The organism is Amycolatopsis benzoatilytica AK 16/65, from assembly GCF_000383915.1.
Taxonomy (GTDB): Bacteria; Actinomycetota; Actinomycetes; order Mycobacteriales; family Pseudonocardiaceae; genus Amycolatopsis; species Amycolatopsis benzoatilytica.
The window spans coordinates 818,806-841,181 of the sequence record NZ_KB912942.1 but is presented as its reverse complement, the minus strand read 5'-3'; the positions used below and the strand labels follow the sequence as shown (position 1 = coordinate 841,181).

The window sequence follows — 22,376 nt, the reverse complement described above, 5'->3', positions numbered from 1 at the left end:
ATGGCGGAACCGTGGGGTCTTTCCGGACCGCAATTCCTGCTGCTCTACGGAACGGCACTGGTCGCAGTGGGCGTGGCCTGGCTGCTGTGGCCGAGCGTCGCACTGGCATTGCGCGGCGGGACGCAAGCCGACCTGGCCAGTCCGCTCGACGTCTACCGGTTCGCGTATCTCGCGGGCGGGCCCAACCGGGTGGTCGACACTGCGATCGCGGCGTTGCTGGAACAGAACCGGTTGCGCGCCAGTTCCGGCGGGCGGCTCAGCCGGATCGCCTCGGGATTGCTCGCCACTCCGATCGAAGCGGCGATCTACGAGGCCGTCGGACAGTCTTCTCGCACGGTCGCTCAGGTGCGGGCGTCGAAAGCCGTCCTGCCGCCGACACAGGAACTCGGCCGCGATCTCGAACGGCGCGGCCTGGTCGTCGTGGTGTCCGGCCGGTACCGGGTCGGAATCGCGTTGGCGTTCCTGGCGCTGTTCGCGGTGGGAGCGATCCGGTCGGTGAACGGCGCGCATCTGCACCGGCCCACCAGCAATCTGAACGTCTTCCTGGTCGTCACCGCGATCCTGGCGGTTCTCGCGTTCTCCACCCGCGACCGGACGAAAGCGCGCCCGACGAAGGCCGGCCGAGCGCTGGTGGACAGCACGCGGGCCGATCGGCAAACCGCGGGCGTCCTGGGCACGGCACTGGTGGCCGGCGCGGCTTCGCTGGTCGCAGTGGGCGGGTTCGCGCAGTATCCGGACGGCGTGACGAGTGCAGCGCTCATGAGCGGCGGGGGTTCTTCCGGCGGAGGGTCTTCCTGCGGCGGAGGCGGCGGCGGCGGTTGCGGCGGAGGAGGCTGCGGTGGTTGACCGGCTGGGGATCGGCATCGGCTGGCGGCCGGAGCTGGACCTGTCGATCGCGCGGATGGCGGGCGTCGACTGGGTCGAGGTGGTGGCGGAGAACCTGCACGCGCCGCACCTGCCGGAAAGCCTGCTGGCGTTGAAGGAGCGCGGAATGCCGGTGCTGCCGCACGCGGTGTCGCTGTCGCTGGGCGGCGCGGAGCCGTTGGACACCGCGCGGGTGGAGCATCTCGCCGAACTGGCCCGCGCCCTGGACGCGCCGCTGGCCAGTGACCACGTCTGCTTCGTCCGGGCAGGCGGGCTCGACTCCGGGCACTTGATGCCGCTGCCGCGCACCCGCGAGGCACTGGACGTACTGGTGGACAACGTCCGGCTGGCACAGTCCATTGTGGAGGTACCGATCGCGCTGGAGAACATCGCCGCACTGCTGGAGTGGCCGGAAACCGAGCTGTCCGAAGAACAATTCCTCACTGAGCTGACCGAACGGACCGGCTGTCTGCTGATCGTCGACGTGGCGAATCTGTACGCGAACGCGCGGAACCTCGGCACCGATCCAGCCGCTTTCCTGGACGGGATTCCGTGGGAAAGGCTCGCGTACGTGCACATGGCGGGCGGGATCGAACGCGACGGCGTCTACCACGACACGCACGCACATCCGCTGCTGCCGGAAGTGCTGGACTTGCTCGCCGAATTGCGTCTCCGGACGAATCCGTCAGGCGTGCTGCTGGAACGCGACGACGACTACCCCACCGATTCCGAATTGGCGTCCGAACTGGCCGCGCTGCGGACCGCGGTGACGCGGTGAGCCGCGAAGAACTGGCGGCACGGCAGGCCGCGCTGCTGGACAGCCTGCTCACCGGAGCCGCCGCGCCGGCCGGCTTCGACCCGTCGCGGCTGCGGGTCGAAGCCGACGTGCTGCGCGCCAAGCGGCGGCGATTGGTCGCGTATCTCCGGCCAGACCTGCCGGACTCGCTAGGCGAACGGTACCGGCCGTTGTTCGACGCGTATGCCGCGGAAAACCCGAAAACCACGTCCATTCGAGCCCGCGAATACGCGGACGCGTTCGCGGAATGGCTCGTCTCCCGGGGCGAGCTGGCCAGACCGCGGCGGCGATGGTTGCGCCGCTGAACTGGCCCAGCAGCGACGGTCGAGCAAGCGCGGCTCAGGAAACCGCGTGCGGCACCACCGGCGACCAGACCGCGGTATCCGCGCCCGGCCGGTGCGAGGCGTGGTCCCAGTACGGCTGCGCGCCGGGCAGGTCACCGGCCATCCGCACCCGGGTCATCCGGCCGAAGTCGCTGTCCACCGTCTCCAGCACTTCCGAGAAGTCCACTTCGGACGGTTCCGGGTCCTTGCGGCCCAACGAGTCCAGCCACCGGCCAGTACCGGCGAGGGACAGCCGGATGTGCCAGCTGCCGCCTTCGGTCACCGTGCGGCGGACCGCGGTCATGACCGCGGCGGCGGCCAGCCAGCCGGTCGCGTGGTCCAGCGCTTGCGCGGGCAGCGGGGCCGGCGTGTCAGTCGCGTATTCCTCGGCGATGCCGGACGACATCTGCACCAGGCTGTCGAAACCGCGCCGGCGAGCCCACGGGCCCCGCCAGCCGTACGCCGACAGGTCGGCCACGACCAGGCCGGGCCGCAGCTCCGCGAGCTGTTCGGGCCCGAATCCGATCCGGGCGAGCGCGCCCGGGCGGAAGGACTGCACCAGGACGTCCGCGCGGGCGATGAGCTTCTTCAGCTTCGCACGACCGCCCTCGGTGTCGAGCGCGACGAACGCGGATCGCTTCCCCTGCCCGGTGTCCATGGTCAGCATCGGGATCCGCGGCAGGTGCACCGCGCCGATGTGCAGCACATTCGCGCCGTGCGCGGCGAGCACCCGCCCGGCGACCGGACCGGCGAGCACGTGCGTCAGCTCCAGCACGCGCACACCGCCCATCGGACGCTCCGAATCGAACAGCGTGCGCTTGGGCGCGTCGCCGATCCGGTTCAGTTCCGCCAGCGGCAGCTCGGCGACCGCTCGGCCCTGCGGGTGCGCGAGCCAGTCTTCGCGCGAGCGCATCAACGCGGCCACGCCGCCCGCGGTGACCACCGCGGATTCGACCTCCGCCATCGTCTTCGCCGCGACTGTCTTGGCCACCGAGTCACGCACCGCCGGAACACCGAGCGCCCAGCAGACCGCCGCCTCATGCCGCGGGGTGTTGCAGTGCAGCTTGATCCAGCCGTCGGACGCGCGGTAGTCGCCCGCGATCCGGCCCCACGGGCTCGGCGCGGGCTCGCCGTCGATGCGCAGCAGCTGTTCGCTGCGGAACGCGGCGGCCGCGTGCCGGGTGTCGACGGACACCGTGCCGGGCTCGATACCGCGCAGGCGCAGCAGTTCACCCGCGGAGAGGGTGGCCGCGGCAATGCTCGCGGTCGCCATCGCGGGGACCCGGAAAGGCCCGGGCAGCACAGATTCGTCGCCGGTCAGCGACACGGCGGGCAACGGTTCCCCGGCAAGCGCCTGCCAGGCCCCGGCAAGTACGTCCTGCACCGGCGTTACGGCAGAGCCGCGACGAGCTCGGCCGGCGCGATCTTGGTGCCGGTGTAGAACGGGATCTCGATGCGCACGTGGCGGCGGGCCTCGGTGTTGCGCAGGTGCCGCATCAGGTCGACGATCCGGTGCAGCTCGTCCGCCTCGAAGGCGAGGATCCACTCGTAGTCGCCGAGAGCGAACGACGCGACCGTGTTGGCGCGCACGTCCGGGTAGTCCCGCGCTTCCTTGCCGTGGTCGGCGAGCATCTTGCGGCGGTCTTCGTCGGGCAGCAGGTACCAGTCGTAGGACCGGACGAACGGGTACACGCAGATGTACTTGCGCGCCTCTTCGCCGGCCAGGAACGCGGGGACGTGGCTCTTGTTGAACTCGGCGGGCCGGTGCAGCGCGGTCTGGCTCCAGACCGGCGTGGACGCGCGGCCCAGCGGCGTGCGCCGGAAGCCGGTGTAGGCAGCCTGGACCTGTTCGATCTCTTCGGCGTGCCACCAGATCAGGTAGTCCGCGTCGGCGCGCAGGCCGGACACGTCGTAAACGCCCCGGACAACGACGCCCTTGGCCTCGAGCCCGTCGAGGTACTCGGCCGTCTCGCGGCCCGCGGCGCCGCGGTCCTCCCCCAACTTCCCCGGCTCGATCCGGAAGACCGACCACGTGGTGTAGCGGATGGTGTCGTTGAGTTCGTTGTAATTCAGCCGCGCCATACCCCCATCCTGGCACTCCGGGCCGGGAAGTCGCCATGGGGCTCTGGTCACTCGAGCAGCTGGTCCGCGATCCGCCGGGCGGCCGCGTCCGCGGTCGCCACGCACGCGGGCAGTCCCACTCCGTGCAGCGTCGCGCCGGCGACCGCCAAACCCGGCACGTCCGCCACTGCGGTCTCGATCCGCGCCACCCGGTCCAGGTGGCCGGTGCCGTACTGCGGCAGCCCGCCGCCCCAGCGGGTGACCAGGAGGTCGATCGGCCGCGCGGTGACTCCGGCGAGCCGCGCCAGGTCGGCGCGCACGGCGGCGACCAGCGCGTCGTCGTCCTCGGTCAGGACGCCGGGCTCGCCGAACCGGCCGACCGAGCCGCGGACCAGCACCGGGCCGTCGCCGCCGAGGTGCGCCCACTTGTTGGAGGAGAACGTGAACGCTTTCGAGGCGTACGGAACGCCCTCGGCGTCCCGCTCCCCCGCGCCGATGAGGATTCCGGACGCATCGGGCAGTTCGGTACCGGGCGGGAACGCGAACGCGACGACCGCCATCGACGCCAGTTCGACCTCGCCGAACGCGGCCGACGCCGCCGGGACGACGCCGTCCAGCAGCTTCCGCGCGGCAGGCGCAGGCACGGCGAGGACCACCGCGTCGACGTCGACCGGGCTGTCTGCGGGGGCGTGCGCCGGGGCCGCCGCACCGAATTCGATCCGCCAGCCCGATTCGGTCCGGGACAACGCGCGCACGGTGGACGACGTGCGCAAGCGAGCGCCGGACAGCTCCAGCAGCCGTTCGGCCAAGCCGCCCAGACCGCCGGTGAGCGTGCCGAAAACCGGCGCGGTCCCGGGAGTCTTGGGCAACAGTGACTTGGCGGCGGCGGTGAGCGAATCCGCGCCCGCCTCGACCGCGCCGGCCAATCCCGGCATCGTCGCGCGCAGGCCCAGACCGTCCGCGCCACCGGCGTAGACCCCGCCGAGCAGCGGGTCGACCAGCCGGTCCACCAGCTCGTCGCCGAACCGCTCGCGCAGCAGCGGGCCGAGCGCCACGTCGCCGGAACCCAGCTGCACCGGGCCGAGCGAACGTTCCTTCTCGACCGCGTGCCGACCGTCCTCGGACAGCACGCCGGCAACTGCTTCCGCGGACGCCGGGACGCCCATCACCGTGCCGGGCGGCAGCCCTTGGACCGATCCGCCGGCGTGGATCTTGGCGCGGGCTTTCGTCGGATGCACCAGCCGGTCGGCCAGACCGATCTCCTCGACCAGCGCGAGGACCTCCGGCCGCCGGGCGAGGAACGCTTCCGCGCCGACGTCGTAGCCGACCCCGCCGACCTCCGCCGTCCGCAGCTTGCCGCCGACCGCGGCAGTGCTTTCGAAGACCGTGAGCTGGACCTGGTCGCCGAGCAGCCGGCGCAACCGGTAAGCCGCCGCCAGCCCGGAAATCCCGCCGCCGATGACGGCGACCTGCTTCACAGCGAGTGCACCAGCTCGACGACGCGGGTCAGCACCTGCGGGTCGACGCTCGGCAGCACGCCGTGGCCGAGATTGAACACGTGCCCGCGCGCGGCGCGGCCTTCCTCGACGATCCGGCGCACCTCGGCCTCCAGCACCGGCCAAGACGCGTACAGCAGCGCCGGGTCCAGATTGCCCTGCACCGCGACATCGCCGCCGACGCGCTCGAACGCGACGTCGAGCGGTACCCGCCAATCGACGCCGATCACGTCCGCGCCCGCCTCGCGCATCGCACGCAGCAGTTCGCCGGTGCCGACGCCGAAGTGGATGCGGGGAACGTCGTACTCGCCAGCCACCGCCAGCACCCGAGCCGAATGCGGCAGCACGAACTCGCGGTAGTCGCGCTCGGACAGCGCGCCGGCCCACGAATCGAACAGCTGCACCGCGTCCGCGCCAGCGTCGAGCTGCGCGCGCAGGAAGGTGGCAGCGATGTCGGCGAGCCGCGCGGCGAGGTCGTGCCAGACCTCGGGCTGCGAGTGCATCAGCGCTTTGGTGTGCTCGTGGTTGCGGCTCGGCCCGCCCTCGATCAGGTAGCTGGCGAGGGTGAACGGCGCGCCGGCGAACCCGATCAGCGGGGTCTCGCCCAGCCGCTCGACCAGCAGCCCGACGCCTTCGGCGACCTTCGCGACCTGATCGGGTTCGAGCTTCGGCAGCGCGCGCACCGCCTCCGCATCGCGGATCGGCGAGGCCACGACCGGCCCGGTGCCTGGGACGATGTCGATGTCGAGGCCAGCCGCCTTGAGCGGGACCACGATGTCGCTGAAGAGCACTGCCGCGTCGACGCCGTGCCGCCGGACCGGCTGGATGGTGATCTCGGCGAGCATCTCCGGGTCGAAGCACGCGTCGAGCATCGGAACGCCCTCGCGCAGCGCGCGGTATTCCGGCAGCGAACGGCCGGCCTGGCGCATGAACCACACCGGCACGTGCGCCGGCCGCTCGCCGCGCGCGGCGGCGAGGAAGGCGGAGCCGGGCAGAGCGCGGCGCTTCGGGACGGGCGGGGCGCCGACGGGCGCGGACGAAACCTGAGGCACGAACCCCATGGTCCCACCGCGGACCGGATGCCCTCGGGCGGCCCCAGGCCAGCCTCGGTCCTTCTCCCGGGCAATCGCCCGGGATGCCCGTTATCCCGGGGCGCACCAGCCTCGCTCGGCGCGCCTGCGTCCGCAACCGGGCGGTGCCGCCCTACAGTCGATGCGTGACCGCGATGACGCCAGTGCCCGAGCTCTTCCGCGAAGCTGTCGCGGCGCTGCAAGCCGTCCGGCCCCGCCCGGAGATCCGGCTGGAAACCATGCGCGCGCCGCAGCGGCTCGCGCCGTGGTCGTACGCACTGAGCTGCGACGTGTCCGGACCGGCCGACGTGATGGCGTCCGGCCGGCTGGTGCTGCTGCACGATCCGGACGGCCAGGAAGGCTGGGACGGCGTGCTGCGGCTGGTCATGTACGTGCGCGCGGAGCTGGACAATGAGCTCGCCACCGACCCGTTCCTGCCCGCGGTCGGCTGGTCCTGGCTCACCGACGCGCTCGAGGCGTCCGGAGCGGCGTGGAAGGCGCTCGGCGGCACGGTCACCGAGACGTCCTCGGCCCGGTTCGGCGACATCTCCGGGCCGGCGCGCACCGACGACCTGGAACTCCGGGCGTCCTGGACCCCGACCGACGGCGCGCTCGGGCCGCACGGGCTCGCGTTCTGCCAGGTGATGGCGAGCGTCGTGGGGCTGCCGCCGGTGGGCGTCACGCTGTTCGAGCAGCGCCAGAGCTCCTGATTTCGCGAAGTTCACCCGGACGGGCCGCCCGTCCGGCGCCTCTGCACGCGCGCACGAGCGAGTTCTGAACCGCTCGGCAGCACTCTCCGGCGGCCTCCGACGGCGCCGGCGCACGTTTCCGCGGGTTGGCGCGGACCGTCCACGGTGGACGTCAGCGGCCCGGGAGGCCACGGCTGCCCGTTCGTGGCCGCGCGCGATCACAGGCAGTCAACCCCAGGTCACCGCCCCGGACCGGCTCCCGGACCCTGCGCAGCGGCGTCCGCTGGGGGACGGCCGGACGAGCCGCGCCCGCGGCGAAACATGAAAGAAAGTGATCTTGCCCCGGCCGAGGCCCATTTCCGGGCCGGACCGACCGGCCGGACCGGCTCGCCCCGGCAGCACCCGCAGGTGCACGTGCCATCTGCACGCCCGTTTCATTGCCGGTAACTCAGGTGCATCGCGGCGAGCTCGACAGTTGTTAACAAGTTGCCGATCGTTAGTCCGATCGTGTGACAACGACCGCGCTGAGTGACGAACTGTTTCGGATAGATACCCGTTCGATCCCCCCGTAACGGCGTCCGGGCGGCTACAGTGCCTGGGACGACACCACTTTCGGTCTAAAGCTGGCGCGGCTGAACGGCCGAAGGTCCCGGTGCCGGTCGGGGGGCACGACCGACTCCAGGGAGGTAGTGACGTGGCTACCGTCGGCTTATCGCAGGCCGTCCGATCCACGCCAGCCGGTGCTTTGCCGGCGAGCATGGTTCCGCACCCGCGGGAAGAACTTTTTTTCCGTGTTGGTGGTCGATGACCACCCGCTGTTGAGGGAGGCAATCTCAGCACGACTCGCACAGATGGGTGCGGGCACTGTCCACGAGGCCGCCACGGTGGCCGAGGCGAGGGCGCGAGCACAGGCCACCGGCCCGTGCGACCTGGCGATCCTCGATCTCGGACTGCCGGACGGCAGCGGCATCGAACTGGTTACGGAACTCCGTAGCCACGGCTGGCCGCGCGTGGTGGTCCTGGCATCCTCCGACGACCCGTACGCGGTGCGCTCCGCGTTCCAGGCCGGCGCTCAGGCATACCTGCTGAAGTCGGCTTCGCCGGTGGTAGTCACCGACGGCGTGCGCCGGGTTCTCGAAGGCGGCGTGTACGCCGACCCGAGCGTGGCCCCGGTCCTGGCGACCGGCACGCGAGTCGCGGGCACCGACAACACCCCGCGCGAGCTGTCCGCTCGTGAGGTGGAGGTGCTCCAGCTCGTCGCGGACGGGCAGTCGAACAAGGAGATCGGGGAGGAACTTTCCCTCTCCGCGCTCACCGTCAAGTCCCACCTGTCCCGCATCGGGCGCAAGCTCGGCACGGGCGACCGGGCGCAGATGGTCGCGCTGGCGATGCGAGCCGGCGTGATCCGCTGACGACGACGAACCACGACCCTGCGGGGCGGGCGGACCAGGCGCGGTCCGCTCGTCCCGTAGGGTCGTCGGACATGGGAACTGCACAGGCGGACGGACCCCGGACCGGAGAACCGATCACCGCGGATTCCGGACCGCCGCCAGTGCTGCTGCGCGAACCGGCCGAAGGCACCCCTCCCGTGGTGGCCGATCCGGCCGCGCTCGCCGAAGCGTGCGCGCGGCTCGCCGCGGGCACCGGCGCGGTAGCGGTCGACACCGAGCGCGCGTCGGGCTACCGCTACTGGCCGAAGGCTTATCTCGTCCAGCTTCGCCGCGAAGGGTCCGGCACGGTGCTGGTCGACCCGATCGCGCTCGCCGACGACCTCGCCCCGCTGCGCGAAGTCCTCAACGACACCGAGTGGGTGCTGCACGCCGCGTCCCAGGATCTGCCTTGTCTGGCGGAACTGGACCTGCGCCCGCGTTCGCTGTTCGACACCGAGCTGGCCGGACGGCTGGCCGGGTACGAACGCGTCGCGCTGGGCACGCTCGTGGAGCGGCTGCTGGGCTACACCCTGGAGAAGGGGCACAGCGCCGCGGACTGGTCGAAGCGGCCGCTGCCGGTCGACTGGCTCAATTACGCCGCGCTCGACGTCGAACTGCTGAACGAACTGCGCGCGAAGCTCGAAACCGAGCTGGCTGAGCAGGGCAAGCTGGAGTGGGCGGAGCAGGAGTTCGAGGCGGTCCGCACCGCGCCGCCGCCCGCGCCGCGCGCCGAACCATGGCGGCGCACGTCCGGCGTGCACAAAGTCCGCAGCCCGCGCGGTCTCGCCGCGGTGCGGGAGATGTGGCAGGCCCGAGACGAGCTGGCCCGCAAACGCGACCGCGCGCCGAGCCGGATCCTGCCGGACAGCGCGATCATCAACGCGGTCACGGCGGACCCGAAGACGATCGAGGAACTGCAGGCGCTGCCGGTGTTCAGCGGACGCGTGCAACGCAAGTACACGGCGAGCTGGCTGCGGCACCTGCAAGCGGCGAAGAAGCTGCCGTCGAGCGAGCTGCCCAGCCCGAACCAGCCGACCGACGGGCCGCCGCCGGTGAACCGCTGGGCCGACAAGGACCCGGACGCCGCCGCCCGGCTCGCCGCCGCCCGCACAGCGCTGGCCGCGATCGCGGAGGACCGGCGGCTGCCGGTGGAGAACCTGCTGCTGCCGGACCTGCTCCGGCGCACCTGCTGGCGTCCGCCGGCCGACCTCGCCGAGGACTCGGTCGCCGACGCACTGCGGGCTGGCGGGGCCCGGCCGTGGCAGGTGGAGCTGACCGTCACGGCGTTGACCAAGGCGCTGCACAGCACCGCTTCCTGACCAGCCGTTCGTGAAGGGAACTTTGAGGGACTCTGAGTCCCTCAAAGTTCCCTTCACGGCATTCAGGCCCGGTGCCGGACCGGCCGCCGGTAGCCGAGCGAGCGGGCGACCCCGGTAGCCGTCGTGACCACCGCGGGCACCAGATGCGCGACGGACGTCGTTTCCCGGCGGCCGACCACGGCGACCGCCGCGATGACCTGGCCGGACGAGTCGCGGATCGGCGCGGCCACCGCGACCGCGTCGTCGGCCAGCTGCCGGTCTGCCACGCAGTATCCGGTCCGGGCGATCTCGGCCAGCTGCGCGCGCAGGACTGCCGGATCGGTCGTCGTATGCGAGGTCTCGGCCGCGATCGGCGCGGTCAGGACCGATTCCCGGACGTCCGCCGCGGCGTGCGCGAGCAGCACCCGGCCGGTCGCGCTGGTCGTCGCGGGCAGGCGGCTGCCGGTCGTGGTCAGGATGCCGACCGCCCGGTGGCCGGTGAGCCGAGCCAGGAAAACCACGTCCGCACCGTCCAGTACGGACAAGTGCACGTTCTCGCCGGTCGCGTCGAAGAGGTCGCCCAGGTACGGCAGGGCGATCTCCCGCATAGAGGCGCGCGAAGGAGCGAGCGAACCGAGTTCCCACAGCTTCAGTCCCGGGTGGTAGTCGCCGTGGTCGTCGCGGGAGAGGGCGCCCCACGCGGTCAACTCGGCGACCAGCCGGTGCGCGGTGCTCAGCGGAAGACCGGCGGTGCGCGCGATCTCGGTGAGCGAGCGGCTCGGCGCCTCCGCGCTGAAACAGTCCAGGACCGACAGCAGCCGCGCGGCCGCGGTCGGTCGGGCTTCCATGTGGCGGAAGTCTGATTGAGGCCGGGCCCGAAGGCAAGCGAGACTGCGGAAGCCGATCACCCCGGCCTTGCCGGGCCGGGCCGGTGGCGAAACGATGCCCCGGGCAGGCACAAGCACGAGACAGGAGCAGAACTGGTGAAGATCGCGGTACTCGGGGGCGGGCACGGTTCCTGGGCCACGGCGGCGGAACTCGCCGAGCACGGCCACGAGGTGCGCTGGTGGCGGCGCAACACCGAGGAACTCGAAGCCCTGCGGGCGGCGGGCGCGGTGCGCGTCCGGGACCACCGAGGCGCCCGCGCGGTGCCGGTGGGCGACGCTGCCGGGCAGATCCACCCGCAGGCGGACCTCGCCGATGCCGTGCGAGACGCGGCCCTCATCGTGATCCCGCTCCCCTCGACCACGCACGACGACCTGGCTCCCCGGCTCGCGCCGCTGCTGACCGAGGGCCAGGTGGTTTTCCTGCCGCCGGGCACGTTCGGCTCGATGGTGTTCGCGCAGGCGGTCGCCGCGGCGGACGGTCCCGCGGACATCGCGTTCGCCGAAGCAGGCACATTGCCCTACCTCGCGCGCCGCCACGGCGACAGCGAGGTCGTGATCAGCGGTTACGCGACCCGGCTGCCCACCGGGGTGTTCCCCCGGCGGCTCGCCGACAGCGCGTTCGAGGTCCTGCGGCAGGCGTACCCGAGCGTCGAGGACGCCGGCGACGGGCTGAGCGGCGCGCTGATGAACGCGGGCCCGATCATCCACCCGCCGCTGATCACGATGAACGCTGGTCCGCTGGAGCACTTCGCGTCCTGGGACATCCACAACGAGGGCACCCAGCCGTCGATCCGCCGGGTCACCGACGCGCTCGACGCCGAGCGGATCGCGGTGCGCGAGGCGTTCGGCTACAGCGCGCCGCACTTCCCGCTGGCCGACCATTACGCGACCGAAGGCGAGGAGTGGATGTACGGCCGCGCGGCGCACGACAAGGTGACCGACAGCGGCGACTGGCGCGAGAAGATCGACCTCGGCTCGCACCGGTACATGCTGGAAGACACCCGGCTCGGCCTGTCGCTGCTGGTCTCGGCCGGCCGATGGGCCGGGGTCGCGACGCCGGTCGCGGCCGGGCTGCTCGCCATAGGGTCCGCGATGACCGGCCGCGATTTCTACGCCGAGGGCCGGACGTTCGAGAACCTCGGCCTGGCGGAGCTGGACCGGGACGGGCTGAACCAGTTGCTGCGGAACGGAGTCCAGGCATGAGCATCGCCGTCGTCGGCGCGGGCCGGATGGGCGAAGGCATCGCGCTGACCTTCCTCGGCGCCGGACACCCGGTCCTGCTCGCCGACGTCAAGGACCGTACCGAGGACGAGCGCGAAGCCCGCCGCGAAGAAGTCCGGGCGCGCCTGGCCGACCGGCTGCGGGCGACGTTCGGCCACGCCGGCGCGCTGGAGAAGCTGACCTTGGGCGACCGGTCGGCCAAGGAACTCGCCGACGCGACCGTGGTGTTCGAGGCGGTGCCGGAAGTCATGGACGTCAAGCGCGAGGTCTTCGGCTGGCTCGGCGACCAGGTCTCGGAGACGGCCGTGCTCGCGTCCACCACTTCGACCTTCCTGGTCACCCAGGTCGCCGAACTCGCCACGCACCCGGAGCGCGTGGTCAACGCGCACTGGCTGAACCCGGCCGAGTTGATGCCGCTGGTAGAGGTCAGCCGCAGCGACGACACCGATCCGGCCGCGGTCGAAACGCTCACCGGGCTGCTGCGCGAAATCGGCAAGGTGCCGGTGGTGTGCGGGCCAGCCGCGGGATACATCGTGCCGCGCCTTCAGGCACTGTTGATGAACGAAGCAGCGCGGATGGTCGAGGAGGGGGTGGCCGAAGCCGCCGACATCGACCTCGCCGTGCGGGCCGGGCTCGGGCCGCGCTTCTCCGTGCTCGGGCCGCTGGAGTTCATCGACTGGGGCGGCGGCGACATCCTGTACTACGCGTCGCGCTACCTGTCCGGCGAGCTCGGGGAACGCTTCCAGGCACCGGAAATCGTCGAGCGGAACATGACCGAGCACCGCCGGGGTCTCCAGGACGGCGCCGGCTTCTACCGCTTCGACCCGGCAGGCGTCCCCGGCTATCGGGCGGCGCGGATGCAGGAGTTCGAGGAGATCTTCAAGCTGCGCGAACCGCACCTGCACGACGGGACGCCGATCCCGGTGCGGGACGACTCGACGGAGTGATGCCAGAAGTGCCGCGGGTCCGGACCGGATCCGCGGCACTTCAGCACTGCGCCAGCCAGGCGGCGGCCTGAACGGTACGCGGATGCTCGTCGCCGAGCACCGCGGTCAGCCCGGCCACGACCGCCCGCAGTTCTTCCGCCGCGCCGGTTTGTGCACCGCGTTGGGCAGCGGCTCGGGCCAGCGTCGCGCGGAGACCGAGCACGGTCGGATGCCCGGTGGGCCATGCCCCGGCAGCCAGTACTGTCCGCGCCGAGTGCTCCGCCTCGACAAGGTTGCCGCTCTCCAGCTCGGCCTGGGCGAGGGCACTGCGGAGCTGCAGCGCGCCTCGTCTCCGCACCGGCAACTCGTCCAAGGCGTCTCGAAGCAGCTCCGCCGCCTCCGCCGCTTGCCCGGCCTCCAGGAGAACGGTGGCCAGGCATTCCCGCAGGGTTGCCGACGGCCGCTGGGCGCAGAGTTCGCGGACCGGGCCGACGGTCGACGCCGCGTTGCCGCTCTCGGCTTGCACTACCAGCCGGAGTGCGCGGACCGCGTCCCGTTCCTCGACGGTGTCGGCGAGGGAATCCTCGTCGGACAGCAGCGTTTCCGCCGCCGCGTATCGGGCCAGCGCGCGCAGCGGGACGACCTTCCGCCGCCGGCCGGTTTTCGTCCGCCGGTGGGCCGGACCGAGTTCGGCGGTGCAGTAGTCCACATGCGCGTCGACGACCGCGAGCGCGTCCTCGTAGTGCGCTGCCACGCCGTAGGCCTCGGCGAGGAAGAGCTGGGTCTGGAACGTGGCCGGCTGGCGCGCTCCCCAGGTTTCCTCGTACAGCTCCGCAGTGCGTTCCAGCAGCGGGATCGCCTCCGCCGGGCGGCCCCGCATCGTTTGGCAGTACGCCAGATTCGCCCACGCGGCAAGGGTGTTCGGCTCACGCGGGCCGAACGTATCGGTCAACGCGGGCACCAGGTCCGCGTAGTGCCGTTCGGCGGCGGGCCAGTCCGCCTCTTTGACCAGCAACTGGCCCATCTGGAGGCGACGCCGCAGGTTCTGCACGCTCGCCGGATTGCGCGCCTTGGCCAGGGCGGCTCGGAGCGCGGCGAGGTCTTCGCCCGGTGCCGCTCTCCCTCGGAGGAATCCCACTTGGACAGTCTGCCCGTCCGGAGGGCTCAGCTCTTCGCCAGCCGCCCCGCCCCTTCGATGGTGCCCGGCCCGAGCCTGGCAGTGCGTCCCGAGCCTCGCAGTCCACCCCGAGCCTGGCAGTGCGTCCCGAGCCGCAGTTCCCCGAGAGTGTGCCGTCCCCCACTCGACCGGGCCACTCCCCTGGTTACCGACGGGTAACAAGGGCTAGGGTGCGGACAGGAACACTCTCGACTTCAGGAGCATTCGTGGCCGCACCAGCTACGCCGCCGCTCGCGCCCACCGCGCGAGGGGTGCGCAACGTCGTCTTCGTCGAAGGGGTACGCACGCCCTTCGGCAAGGCGGGCGACAAAGGCATGTACGCCGGGACCCGGGCGGACGACCTCGTCGTCAACGCCATCCGCGAGCTGCTGCGGCGGCATCCCGAGCTGCCGCCGGAGCGCGTCGACGAGGTGGCGATCGCCGCGACCACGCAGATCGGCGACCAGGGCCTGACCATCGGCCGCACCGCCGCGCTGCTGGCCGGGCTGCCGAAGTCGGTGCCCGGCTTCGCGATCGACCGGATGTGCGCGGGCGCGATGACCGCGGTGACCACCACCGCGAGCGGCATCGGCTTCGGCGCGTACGACATCGCCATCGCCGGCGGCGTCGAGCACATGGGACGGCACCCGATGGGCGAGGGCGTCGACCCGAACCCCCGGATCGTCGCGGACAAGCTGGTCGATCCGACCGCGCTCGTGATGGGCCAGACCGCGGAGAACCTGCACGACCGGTTCCCGGAGATCACCAAGGAGCGCACGGACGCGTTCGCCGCGCGCAGCCAGGAGCGCTACGCCGAGGCCGTGAAGACCGGCAAGATCGGGCCGGAGCTGGTGCCGGTCGCCACCAAGTCGAAGGAACTCGGCTGGGGTCTGGCGACCGAGGACGAGCCGCCGCGCCCGGGCACGACCGTCGAGCAGCTGGCGAAGCTCAAGACGCCGTTCCGCCCGCACGGCCGGATCACCGCGGGCAACGCGGCCGGTCTCAACGACGGAGCCACCGCGGCGATCCTCGCCGACGAGGACACCGCGCGCGAGCTGGGCCTGCCGATCGGGATGCGGCTGGTCGGCTACTCGTTCGCCGGCGTCGAGCCGGAGGTGATGGGCATCGGACCGGTACCGGCCACCGAGAAGCTGTTCAAGCGCACCGGCCTGTCCATCGACGACATCGGCCTGTTCGAGATCAACGAGGCGTTCGCGGTGCAGGTGCTCGCGTTCCTCGACCACTTCGGCATCGCCGACGACGACCCGCGGGTCAACCAGTGGGGCGGCGCGATCGCCTGCGGGCACCCGCTGGCCTCCTCCGGCGTGCGGCTGATGACGCAGCTGTCGCGCCAGTTCGCCGAGCGCCCCGACGTGCGCTACGGCCTCACCACGATGTGCATCGGCATCGGCATGGGCGGCACCGTGATCTGGGAAAACCCGGCCTACACCGGCGCTGAGGGGGCGAAGTAATGACTTTCACCGCTGAAGAGGCGAAGGCCGCGTTCCCGGACGAGGTCGTGACCAATGCGGTCACCAACCTGGTCAAGGTTCCCGGGCTGGACAAGCCGGTCGCGCTCATCACCTTGGACAACGGCCACGACCACACCCGGCCGAACACCTTCGGCCCGCAGGGTCTCGTGGCGCTGAACGCCGCGCTGGACAAGGCGTTCGCCGCCGAGCCCGCCGCGATCGCGGTCACCGGCAAGCCATTCATTTTCGCGGTCGGCGCGGATCTTTCCGGCGTCGAGGCGGTCTCGGACCCGAAGCTGGCGCGGGAGATCGCGCAGACCGGGCACGACGTGTTCCGCCGGCTCGCCGAGTCGAAGATCCCGACGTTCGGCTTCGTCAACGGCGCGGTGATGGGCGGCGGGCTCGAGCTCGCGCTGTCGTGTCACTACCGGACGCTGTCGGAGAACACCGCGGCGATCGCGTTCCCCGAGGTGTTCCTCGGCCTGTTCCCGGGCTGGGGCGGCACGCAGCTGCTGCCCAACCTGATCGGCCCGGACGCCGCGGTCACCGTCATCATCGAGAACGCGTTGGCGCAGAACAAGATGCTCAACGTGCGCAAGGCCGCCGAACTCGGCATCGTCGACGAGGTCTTCGGTTCCGCGGACTACCTGGAGCAGTCGCTGCTGTGGCTGGCGAAGGTGGTCAACGGCGAAATCACCCCGGCGCGTCGAGAAATCGACCGCGGCGCGGAGTGGGACGCGGCCATCGCGCGCGCGAAGGCCATTGTGGACGGTCGCACGCACGGTGCCTCGCCGGGCGCGACCAAGGCGGTCGAACTGCTGGAGCTGGCACGGGAGAACGATCTCGACCGCGGTTACGCGGCGGAGACCGACGGACTAGCCGAGCTGCTGATGTCGGACGTGCTGCGGGCCGGGCTCTACTCGTTCAACCTGGTCAACAAGCGGGCCAAGCGGCCGGCCGGTGCGCCGGACAAATCGTTGGCGCGCAAGGTGAACAAGGTCGGCATCGTCGGTGCGGGCCTGATGGCCAGTCAGCTGGCCCTGCTGTTCGTGCGCCGCCTCAAGGTGCCAGTGGTGCTCACCGACGTCGACCAGGCACGGATCGACAAGGGCGTGGGCTATGTCCACGAGGAGATCGACAAGCTGCTCGCGAAGAAGCGCGTGTCGCCGGACGGCGCGAACCGGCTTAAGGCGCTTGTCACCGGCTCGCTCGACAAGGCCGCCTTCTCCGACGCGGACTTCGTGATCGAGGCGGTGTTCGAAGAGCTGGGTGTGAAGCAGCAGGTGTTCGCCGAGCTGGAGCAGCACGTCTCCGCCGAGGCGATCCTGGCCACCAACACGTCTTCGCTGTCGATCACCGCGATGGCCTCGAAGCTCCAGCACCCGGAGCGCGTGGTCGGCTTGCACTTCTTCAACCCGGTGGCCGTGCTGCCGCTGCTGGAGATCGTGCGCGGCGAGAAGACCGACGACGCGGCGCTGGCGACCGCGTTCTCGGTCGGCAAGCAGCTGAAGAAGTCCAGCGTGCTGGTGAAGGACGCGACCGCGTTCGTCGTGAACCGGCTGCTGCTGCGCTTCCTCGGCGAGGTGCTGGTGGCGGTGGACGAGGGCACGCCGTTCGACGTTGCCGACTCCGCGCTGGAACCGCTCGGCCTGCCGATGTCGCCGCTGAACCTGATGCAGCTCGTCGGCCCGGCCATCGCGCTGCACGTCGGGGAGACGCTGCACGGCTCGTTCCCGGACCGCTTCACGGTCAGCGAGAACCTGGACAAGTTCGTGAAGGCGGGCAAGAAGGGCGTCTGGACCTGGGACGCGACCGGCAAGCCGTCGGTCGACCCGGAGGTCGCCGAACTGTGGAAGCAGGGCGACAGCCCGTCCACGGCCGAGCAGGTCCGCGACCGCGCGCTGAACGCGATCGCCGAGGAAGTCCGGATCATGCTCGACGAGGGTGTGGTCGCGGAGGCGCAGGACATCGACCTGTGCCTGATCCTCGGCGCGGGCTGGCCGTTCTGGCTGGGCGGCATCACGCCGTACCTGGACCGGGCGGGCGTGTCGGAGCGGGTGAACGGCAAGCCGTTCCTCTCCCCGGGCGTCGCCTCGGTGCCGGTGGCGTAACCAGCTGCTGACGAAGCCGCTCCCGTGCCTGCGCGGGGGCGGCTTCTTCGTACCCGCGCCCCCAACCCCGCCGAAGGGTTTCGCGGCCCGGCCCGAGCGTCCGTGAAGGGCCCCTTGAGGGAATCCAAGTCCGGCAAGGGGCCCTTCCCGGACCAGTCGGGAGCGCGTCGGTCCAAGGCACTGCCGCAGACGGGTAGTCGGGCGAGCGGGAAGCTTCCTCGCCCCGGCCCCCATCCGTGATCTTCCGGGCACCGGCCGTTCACCGCTGCCCCATACCGTCCTGCCGAATCACGACAGCAGGTCAGGAGCAGGATGAACACCACCGAACCGGACGGCGTCGGCCGTCGCGGATTCTTCAAGCGCGCCGGGCTGATCGGCGCGGCGGCGGCCGGGGTGCCGGTGCTGGCAGCCGGACCAGCCGACGCGAGCGGCCTCGATCTGGGACTGGACCTCGACGTCGACCTCAACCGGCTGTTCGGCCGGCACTACCAGTGGGTGGTCGGCGACCACCATACGCACAGCCAGTACTCGTACGACGCGATGTACACCATCGACCGGATCGCCTCCGGCGCCCGCGAACACGGCGCGAAGTGGGTCGTTTTCACCGACCACGGGCACGCGACGCACGAGAAGTCGTCGGTGGAGCCCACTGCCCGCGACGTGCTCGCCGCGCAGCGCCGGCACCCGGACCTGCTGCTGTGGCACGGCATGGAGTGGAACGTGCCGGGCGCGGAGCACGCCACGCTGTTCTTCCAGGCCGGCCGCGACCAGGCGACCGTGCTGCGCGAGTTCGAGCGCAGCTTCGACTGGCGGCTCACCGGCAGCGAATCGTCTTCCCCGGAGCACGAAGAGCTGGCGCTCAAGGGCTTGCGCTGGCTGGCTGACCAGGAACGCAAGCGCCGGATCCACGCTCCGGTGGTGTTCGTCAACCACCCGCTGCGCAACGGCCGGGTCTCGCCGCACGAACTGCGCAACTACCGCGACACCGCGCCGGGCATCGTGATCGGCATGGAAGGCGCGCCCGGCGCGCAGGCGGACGGCTTCCCCAAACCGAACGGCAACGGCGGCGCGCGCGGCGGATACGTCAACGACCCCGGCGCGAACTCGTGGCCCGGTTTCCCGGCCGAGGCGTATCGCACGTACGGCGGCTGGGACTGGACCGCCGCGAAGGTCGGCGGATTGTGGGATTCCCTGCTGGCCGAAGGGAAACCGTGGTGGATCACCACGAACTCCGACTCGCACTACAACCGCGGCGACCAGCTCGTGCGCCCCCAGGTGCCGGACGGATGGTACGAGCAGAACGGCAAGTACCCGGACCCGGTGGACAGCGGAACGCCGCAGCTTTTCGCGCCGTACGCGGACTTCTACCCCGGCGAGTTCAGCCGCACTGTCGTCGGCGTGCGCCGACCGGGTTTCGAGGGTGTCTTGGAGGGCCTGCGCGCCGGCCGGATCTGGCTGTCTCACGGCGGTTTGGTGCAGCAGCTGGAAGTCGGCGTGTACGGCGACGGCGGCTGCGAAACCTTCGGCGGACGGCTGCGCGTGCGCCGCGGCTCGACGGTGACCGTGGTGGTGTCGGCGGTGACCGCCAACCGGCCGAACGGATCCGGCTCGGTGCCGAAACTGGGCCGGCTGGACCTGATCCGCGGGCCGGTCACCGGTCCGGCGGCGGATCGGGACACGATGACCGCGCCTGGCACGCGGGTAGCGAAGTCGTTCGAGCCTTGGCGCGGCTACGCCGGACGGCGGGTGATGTTCAAGCACACGTTCCCGAACGTGCGGGAGCCGTTCTACGTGCGTGTGCGCGGGACGGACGGAAAACGGCACGTGCCGGGCGGGATCGAGCCCGCGATGGACGTGGTGGGGCAGGCTGACCCGTACGAAGACCTTTGGCTGTACGGGAACCCGACGTTCGTCGACGTCCGCTGAGGACGGTCGCCGGCAGGTGCGGTCACCGCCGCGCCTGCCGGTTCAGACGTCCACGACGGTGAGCAGCCGGTCGAGCCCGGCGAAGTCCTTCGCATTCCGGGTCAGCAGCGGGATCCGGTGCACCGCGGCGGTCGCGGCGAGCTGCAGGTCCAGCCGGCGCGGGCGCGGATTCCGGCCGAACCGACGGACCAGCGCGGCGGCCGTGCCGTACATCTTGGCTTCGCTGACGCCGAACGGCAGCACCGGGAAGTACTGGAGTGCGGCGTGATAACGCTCGACCCGTTCCGAGAGCTGAATCGGGTCCTCGGTCGCGAGGCCGTAGGCCAGCTCCGCGAGAGTCACTGAGCTGATCACCGGCACCGCGGACGCGTACGTGCCCAGGTCCAGCCGTTCGAGGTCGATGACCACGGAGGTGTCGAGCAGGACTCTGGACGGAGAGGTCACTGCCCTTCCTCGGGGTCGAGCGGGTTGTCCGGCCCGAAGACCGCGTCATCGGCCTCTCGCTCGCGGCGCCATTCGGCGCTGTCCATCGGCGGCAGCCCGCGGAACGCTTCCTGGATCTCGCCGAGCGTCCGCTCCGGCTGTGCTTCTTCGGCGCGGTGCGGCACCAGGTCGGCGACCGGGGTTCCGTTGCGGGTCACGATGAATTCCTCGCCCGCGGCCACCTGCCGCATGATCTCCGCGTTGTCGTTGCGCAGCTCCCGTTGGCCGATAGTGCGCACCATAACGACCAATGTAGCACCTTTTTGAGAATGTGCTACAACGATGCTACGTCGTCGGCAGCCGCACCGTCACCGACAGCCCGCCGCCGACCACCGGCTCTGCCGTCACCGTTCCGCCGTGCGCCTGCACCGCCGCGCGCACGATCGACAGGCCCAGCCCCGCCCCCGACCGGGCCGTCCGGGCCACCCCCGCGCGGCGGAACGGCTGGAACAGCTCCGGCACCGACGCCGGGTCCAGCAGCCCTCCCGACGACCGGACCCGCAGCGTCGACCACTGCGCGCCAGGCTCGGTGGTCACCTCGATCCATCCGCCGTCCACGTTGTGCCGCACCGCGTTCTCCACCAGGTTCCCCGCGATCCGTTCCAGCAGCGCCGGGTCTCCGATCGCCGGCGACGGCTGCATCGAGAACTCCGCGCGCAGGTTCCGTTTCTCCGCCTCCGCGCGTACCGCGGCCCACGCGCGTTCCACCAGCACCGGCAGGTCGACCAGTTCCCGCGTCGCCAGGCCCGCGCCGTCGGTGCGGGCCAGCAGCAGCAGGGAATTCACCAGCTGGCCGGCCCGTTCCGTCGCGTCCAGCACGACTCCGGCCATCCGGCGGAACTCCGCCTCGTCGGCGTGCTCGTCCGACAGCGTCACGTCCAGCTCGGTGCGGATCACCGACAGCGGCGTCCGCAATTCGTGGCTCGCGTTGGCGACGAAATGCCGCTGCGAGTCGAACGCGTCCTGCAGCCGGTCGAGCATGTCGTCGAACGTCCGGGCCAGCTCCGCCAGCTCGTCGCGGGAGCGGATCTCGCCGATCCGCTCCCCCATCGATTCGATGGACAGCCGTTGCGCGGTACCGGTGATTTCGCGCAGCGGCCGCAGCACGCGGGACGTGAAGGTCCACGCCAGGATCGCCGCGGCGGCCACCACGAAGCAGAACGCGAGCGAGCCGAAGATCAGCACCCGGGTGACCGCGTGCGTGCGCAGGTGCTGCGCGAGCGTCGAGGCGTCGACATCGACTCCGTCGACCCGCACGATCGTGCCCGGCGGCATGTGCGGCACCGCGTCGACCGCGTCGCCGACCAGCGTCCAGGCGAGCCACAGCAGCAGCAGGCCCGCGGCGGCGACCAGGACCGTCGCCAGCACCGTCACGCGCACCCGCAGGCTGCGGGCGCCGGGCAGCTTCACTCGGCGCCGGCCACCGGCACCCGGTAGCCCGAGCCGACCACGGTCTCGATGATGCCGGGTTCGCCGAGCTTCTTGCGCAAGGTCATCACCGTGACCCGGACGGTGGTGGTGAACGGGTCGGCGTTCTCGTCCCACACCCGTTCCAGCAGTTCCTCGCTGCTGACCACGGAACCGGCCGCGGACAGCAGCACCTCGAGCACACCGAACTCCTTGCGGGTCAGCTCGACCGGCCCGCTCGCCCGCCGGACGGTGCGCTTCGCCGGGTCCAGCTCGACGTCGCCCGCGGTGAGCAGCGGCGGCGCGGCGGGCGTCGCGCGCCGGCCCAGCGCCCGCACGCGCGCGACCAGCTCGGGGAACGCGAACGGCTTGGCCAAGTAGTCGTCCGCGCCCAAGGACAAGCCGTCCACCCGGTCGGACACCGAACTGCTCGCGGTGAGCATGAGGACCCGGGTCAGCTCGCCGGAGGCGACGATCTCGCGGCACAGGTCGTCGCCGGACATGCCGGGCAGGTCGCGGTCGAGCAGCACCACGTCGTACCGCGTGACGGACGACTTTTCGTGTCCGTCGTCGCCGGTGAGCGCAATGTCGACGGCCATGCCTTCGCGACGTAGCCCGCGGGCGATCGCATCGGCCAACGGCTCTTCGTCTTCGACTACCAGAACTCGCACCAGACCACAATCCCACAGTTTCCTGAGAGCACCTGAGAGACCTCAGTGGACACTCAGCCGGCGCTGGTCAGCTTTGCGGTCCGTGAAGG

At 71.3% G+C, this 22,376-nt stretch carries 20 protein-coding genes and 1 pseudogene; 11 read left to right on the top strand and 10 right to left on the bottom strand.

What is annotated here, in order from left to right:
* From AMYBE_RS0103940 to AMYBE_RS0103930, 3 genes are read left to right on the top strand one after another with little or no spacing between them, the layout of a single operon-like run.
* The gene (locus AMYBE_RS0103940; RefSeq protein WP_020658036.1) at positions 1-846 is read left to right on the top strand and encodes a TIGR04222 domain-containing membrane protein; all 846 of its coding nucleotides are present in this window, start codon (positions 1-3) and stop codon (positions 844-846) included.
* Complete coding sequence (locus AMYBE_RS0103935; protein WP_020658035.1) at positions 839-1,642, top strand: MbnB/TglH/ChrH family RiPP precursor modification enzyme; 804 nt, start codon at positions 839-841, stop codon at positions 1,640-1,642. Before AMYBE_RS0103940 ends, AMYBE_RS0103935 begins: the two co-directional genes overlap by 8 nt.
* Complete coding sequence (locus AMYBE_RS0103930) at positions 1,639-1,965, top strand: SCO6045 C-terminal-like domain-containing protein (RefSeq protein ID WP_020658034.1); 327 nt, start codon at positions 1,639-1,641, stop codon at positions 1,963-1,965. The genes AMYBE_RS0103935 and AMYBE_RS0103930 overlap by 4 nt, the downstream gene beginning before the upstream one ends.
* Positions 1,966-1,999: 34 nt before the next feature.
* On the opposite strand, the gene AMYBE_RS0103925 is transcribed toward AMYBE_RS0103930, so the two are convergent.
* From AMYBE_RS0103925 to hemE, 4 genes are read right to left on the bottom strand one after another with little or no spacing between them, the layout of a single operon-like run.
* Positions 2,000-3,367: a CoA transferase gene (locus tag AMYBE_RS0103925; RefSeq protein WP_027927353.1), complete on the bottom strand. Its 1,368-nt coding sequence runs from the start codon at positions 3,365-3,367 to the stop codon at positions 2,000-2,002.
* Between the two features lie 5 nt (positions 3,368-3,372).
* Positions 3,373-4,065, bottom strand: coding sequence for a hydrogen peroxide-dependent heme synthase (gene hemQ, locus AMYBE_RS0103920; protein ID WP_020658032.1), 693 nt, complete (start codon positions 4,063-4,065; stop codon positions 3,373-3,375).
* A gap of 47 nt (positions 4,066-4,112) precedes the next feature.
* Positions 4,113-5,522: a protoporphyrinogen oxidase gene (gene hemG / locus AMYBE_RS0103915; protein ID WP_020658031.1), complete on the bottom strand. Its 1,410-nt coding sequence runs from the start codon at positions 5,520-5,522 to the stop codon at positions 4,113-4,115.
* Positions 5,519-6,601, bottom strand: a complete 1,083-nt coding sequence (gene hemE, locus AMYBE_RS0103910; RefSeq protein WP_020658030.1) for a uroporphyrinogen decarboxylase — start codon at positions 6,599-6,601, stop codon at positions 5,519-5,521. The genes hemG and hemE overlap by 4 nt, the downstream gene beginning before the upstream one ends.
* 155 nt (positions 6,602-6,756) lie before the next feature.
* Between hemE and AMYBE_RS0103905 the strand changes: the two genes are divergently transcribed.
* The 3 genes and pseudogenes from AMYBE_RS0103905 (at position 6,757) to AMYBE_RS0103895 (ending at position 10,048) form a co-directional block, all read left to right on the top strand.
* Entirely contained in the window at positions 6,757-7,320 is a 564-nt protein-coding gene (locus tag AMYBE_RS0103905; protein WP_020658029.1) for a DUF3000 domain-containing protein, read from the top strand.
* A 673-nt stretch (positions 7,321-7,993) separates the two neighbouring features.
* A pseudogene (locus AMYBE_RS0103900) lies at positions 7,994-8,711 on the top strand (response regulator transcription factor).
* 71 nt (positions 8,712-8,782) lie between these two features.
* Positions 8,783-10,048 carry a ribonuclease D gene (locus AMYBE_RS0103895; protein ID WP_020658028.1) on the top strand — a complete coding sequence of 422 codons (1,266 nt, stop codon included), beginning with the start codon at positions 8,783-8,785 and terminating at the stop codon, positions 10,046-10,048.
* Positions 10,049-10,110: 62 nt separating this feature from the next.
* Here AMYBE_RS0103895 and AMYBE_RS0103890 read toward each other — a convergent pair whose 3' ends face one another.
* Positions 10,111-10,875, bottom strand: coding sequence for an IclR family transcriptional regulator (locus AMYBE_RS0103890; protein ID WP_020658027.1), 765 nt, complete (start codon positions 10,873-10,875; stop codon positions 10,111-10,113).
* A gap of 135 nt (positions 10,876-11,010) precedes the next feature.
* Here AMYBE_RS0103890 and AMYBE_RS0103885 point away from each other — a divergent pair, with 135 nt between their 5' ends.
* A complete protein-coding gene (locus tag AMYBE_RS0103885; protein WP_020658026.1) occupies positions 11,011-12,117 on the top strand; it encodes an NAD/NADP-dependent octopine/nopaline dehydrogenase family protein in 1,107 nt (368 codons plus the stop codon).
* On the top strand, positions 12,114-13,082 hold the full coding sequence (locus tag AMYBE_RS0103880) for a 3-hydroxyacyl-CoA dehydrogenase NAD-binding domain-containing protein (RefSeq protein WP_020658025.1): 969 nt from the start codon (positions 12,114-12,116) through the stop codon (positions 13,080-13,082). The genes AMYBE_RS0103885 and AMYBE_RS0103880 overlap by 4 nt, the downstream gene beginning before the upstream one ends.
* A 40-nt stretch (positions 13,083-13,122) precedes the next feature.
* On the opposite strand, the gene AMYBE_RS0103875 is transcribed toward AMYBE_RS0103880, so the two are convergent.
* Positions 13,123-14,199 (bottom strand): tetratricopeptide repeat protein, encoded by a 1,077-nt coding sequence (locus tag AMYBE_RS0103875; RefSeq protein ID WP_020658024.1) that lies wholly within the window; start codon positions 14,197-14,199, stop codon positions 13,123-13,125.
* A 290-nt stretch (positions 14,200-14,489) separates the two neighbouring features.
* On the opposite strand from AMYBE_RS0103875, the gene AMYBE_RS0103870 reads away from it, so the two are divergent.
* The 3 genes from AMYBE_RS0103870 (at position 14,490) to AMYBE_RS0103860 (ending at position 19,726) form a co-directional block, all read left to right on the top strand.
* Positions 14,490-15,689, top strand: coding sequence for a thiolase family protein (locus AMYBE_RS0103870; protein ID WP_020658023.1), 1,200 nt, complete (start codon positions 14,490-14,492; stop codon positions 15,687-15,689).
* On the top strand, positions 15,689-17,800 hold the full coding sequence (locus AMYBE_RS0103865) for a 3-hydroxyacyl-CoA dehydrogenase NAD-binding domain-containing protein (protein ID WP_020658022.1): 2,112 nt from the start codon (positions 15,689-15,691) through the stop codon (positions 17,798-17,800). Before AMYBE_RS0103870 ends, AMYBE_RS0103865 begins: the two co-directional genes overlap by 1 nt.
* A gap of 312 nt (positions 17,801-18,112) precedes the next feature.
* Positions 18,113-19,726, top strand: coding sequence for a PHP domain-containing protein (locus tag AMYBE_RS0103860; RefSeq protein WP_020658021.1), 1,614 nt, complete (start codon positions 18,113-18,115; stop codon positions 19,724-19,726).
* A 42-nt stretch (positions 19,727-19,768) separates the two neighbouring features.
* Here the strand turns inward: AMYBE_RS0103860 and AMYBE_RS0103855 are convergent, their stop codons facing one another.
* Genes AMYBE_RS0103855 through AMYBE_RS0103840 form a run of 4 tightly spaced genes read right to left on the bottom strand, consistent with a single transcriptional unit; the run spans position 19,769 to position 22,287 of the window.
* The gene (locus AMYBE_RS0103855; RefSeq protein WP_020658020.1) at positions 19,769-20,170 is read right to left on the bottom strand and encodes a type II toxin-antitoxin system VapC family toxin; all 402 of its coding nucleotides are present in this window, start codon (positions 20,168-20,170) and stop codon (positions 19,769-19,771) included.
* Positions 20,167-20,451 (bottom strand): type II toxin-antitoxin system Phd/YefM family antitoxin, encoded by a 285-nt coding sequence (locus AMYBE_RS0103850; protein ID WP_020658019.1) that lies wholly within the window; start codon positions 20,449-20,451, stop codon positions 20,167-20,169. The genes AMYBE_RS0103855 and AMYBE_RS0103850 overlap by 4 nt, the downstream gene beginning before the upstream one ends.
* Positions 20,452-20,494: 43 nt before the next feature.
* Positions 20,495-21,619 carry a sensor histidine kinase gene (locus tag AMYBE_RS0103845; protein WP_020658018.1) on the bottom strand — a complete coding sequence of 375 codons (1,125 nt, stop codon included), beginning with the start codon at positions 21,617-21,619 and terminating at the stop codon, positions 20,495-20,497.
* A complete protein-coding gene (locus AMYBE_RS0103840; RefSeq protein ID WP_020658017.1) occupies positions 21,616-22,287 on the bottom strand; it encodes a response regulator transcription factor in 672 nt (223 codons plus the stop codon). The genes AMYBE_RS0103845 and AMYBE_RS0103840 overlap by 4 nt, the downstream gene beginning before the upstream one ends.
* Positions 22,288-22,376 lie beyond the last annotated feature (89 nt).

What these genes read in the sequence shown, in the direction of transcription:
- hemE (WP_020658030.1), bottom strand. Translation starts at nt 6,601, where the DNA reads ATGGGGTTCGTGCCTCAGGTTTCGTCCGCGCCCGTCGGCGCCCCGCCC.
- AMYBE_RS0103895 (WP_020658028.1), top strand. Translation starts at nt 8,783, where the DNA reads ATGGGAACTGCACAGGCGGACGGACCCCGGACCGGAGAACCGATCACC.
- AMYBE_RS0103865 (WP_020658022.1), top strand. Translation starts at nt 15,689, where the DNA reads ATGACTTTCACCGCTGAAGAGGCGAAGGCCGCGTTCCCGGACGAGGTC.
- AMYBE_RS0103850 (WP_020658019.1), bottom strand. Translation starts at nt 20,451, where the DNA reads ATGGTGCGCACTATCGGCCAACGGGAGCTGCGCAACGACAACGCGGAG.
- AMYBE_RS0103940 (WP_020658036.1), top strand. Translation starts at nt 1, where the DNA reads ATGGCGGAACCGTGGGGTCTTTCCGGACCGCAATTCCTGCTGCTCTAC.
- AMYBE_RS0103860 (WP_020658021.1), top strand. Translation starts at nt 18,113, where the DNA reads ATGAACACCACCGAACCGGACGGCGTCGGCCGTCGCGGATTCTTCAAG.
- AMYBE_RS0103890 (WP_020658027.1), bottom strand. Translation starts at nt 10,875, where the DNA reads ATGGAAGCCCGACCGACCGCGGCCGCGCGGCTGCTGTCGGTCCTGGAC.
- AMYBE_RS0103880 (WP_020658025.1), top strand. Translation starts at nt 12,114, where the DNA reads ATGAGCATCGCCGTCGTCGGCGCGGGCCGGATGGGCGAAGGCATCGCG.
- hemQ (WP_020658032.1), bottom strand. Translation starts at nt 4,065, where the DNA reads ATGGCGCGGCTGAATTACAACGAACTCAACGACACCATCCGCTACACC.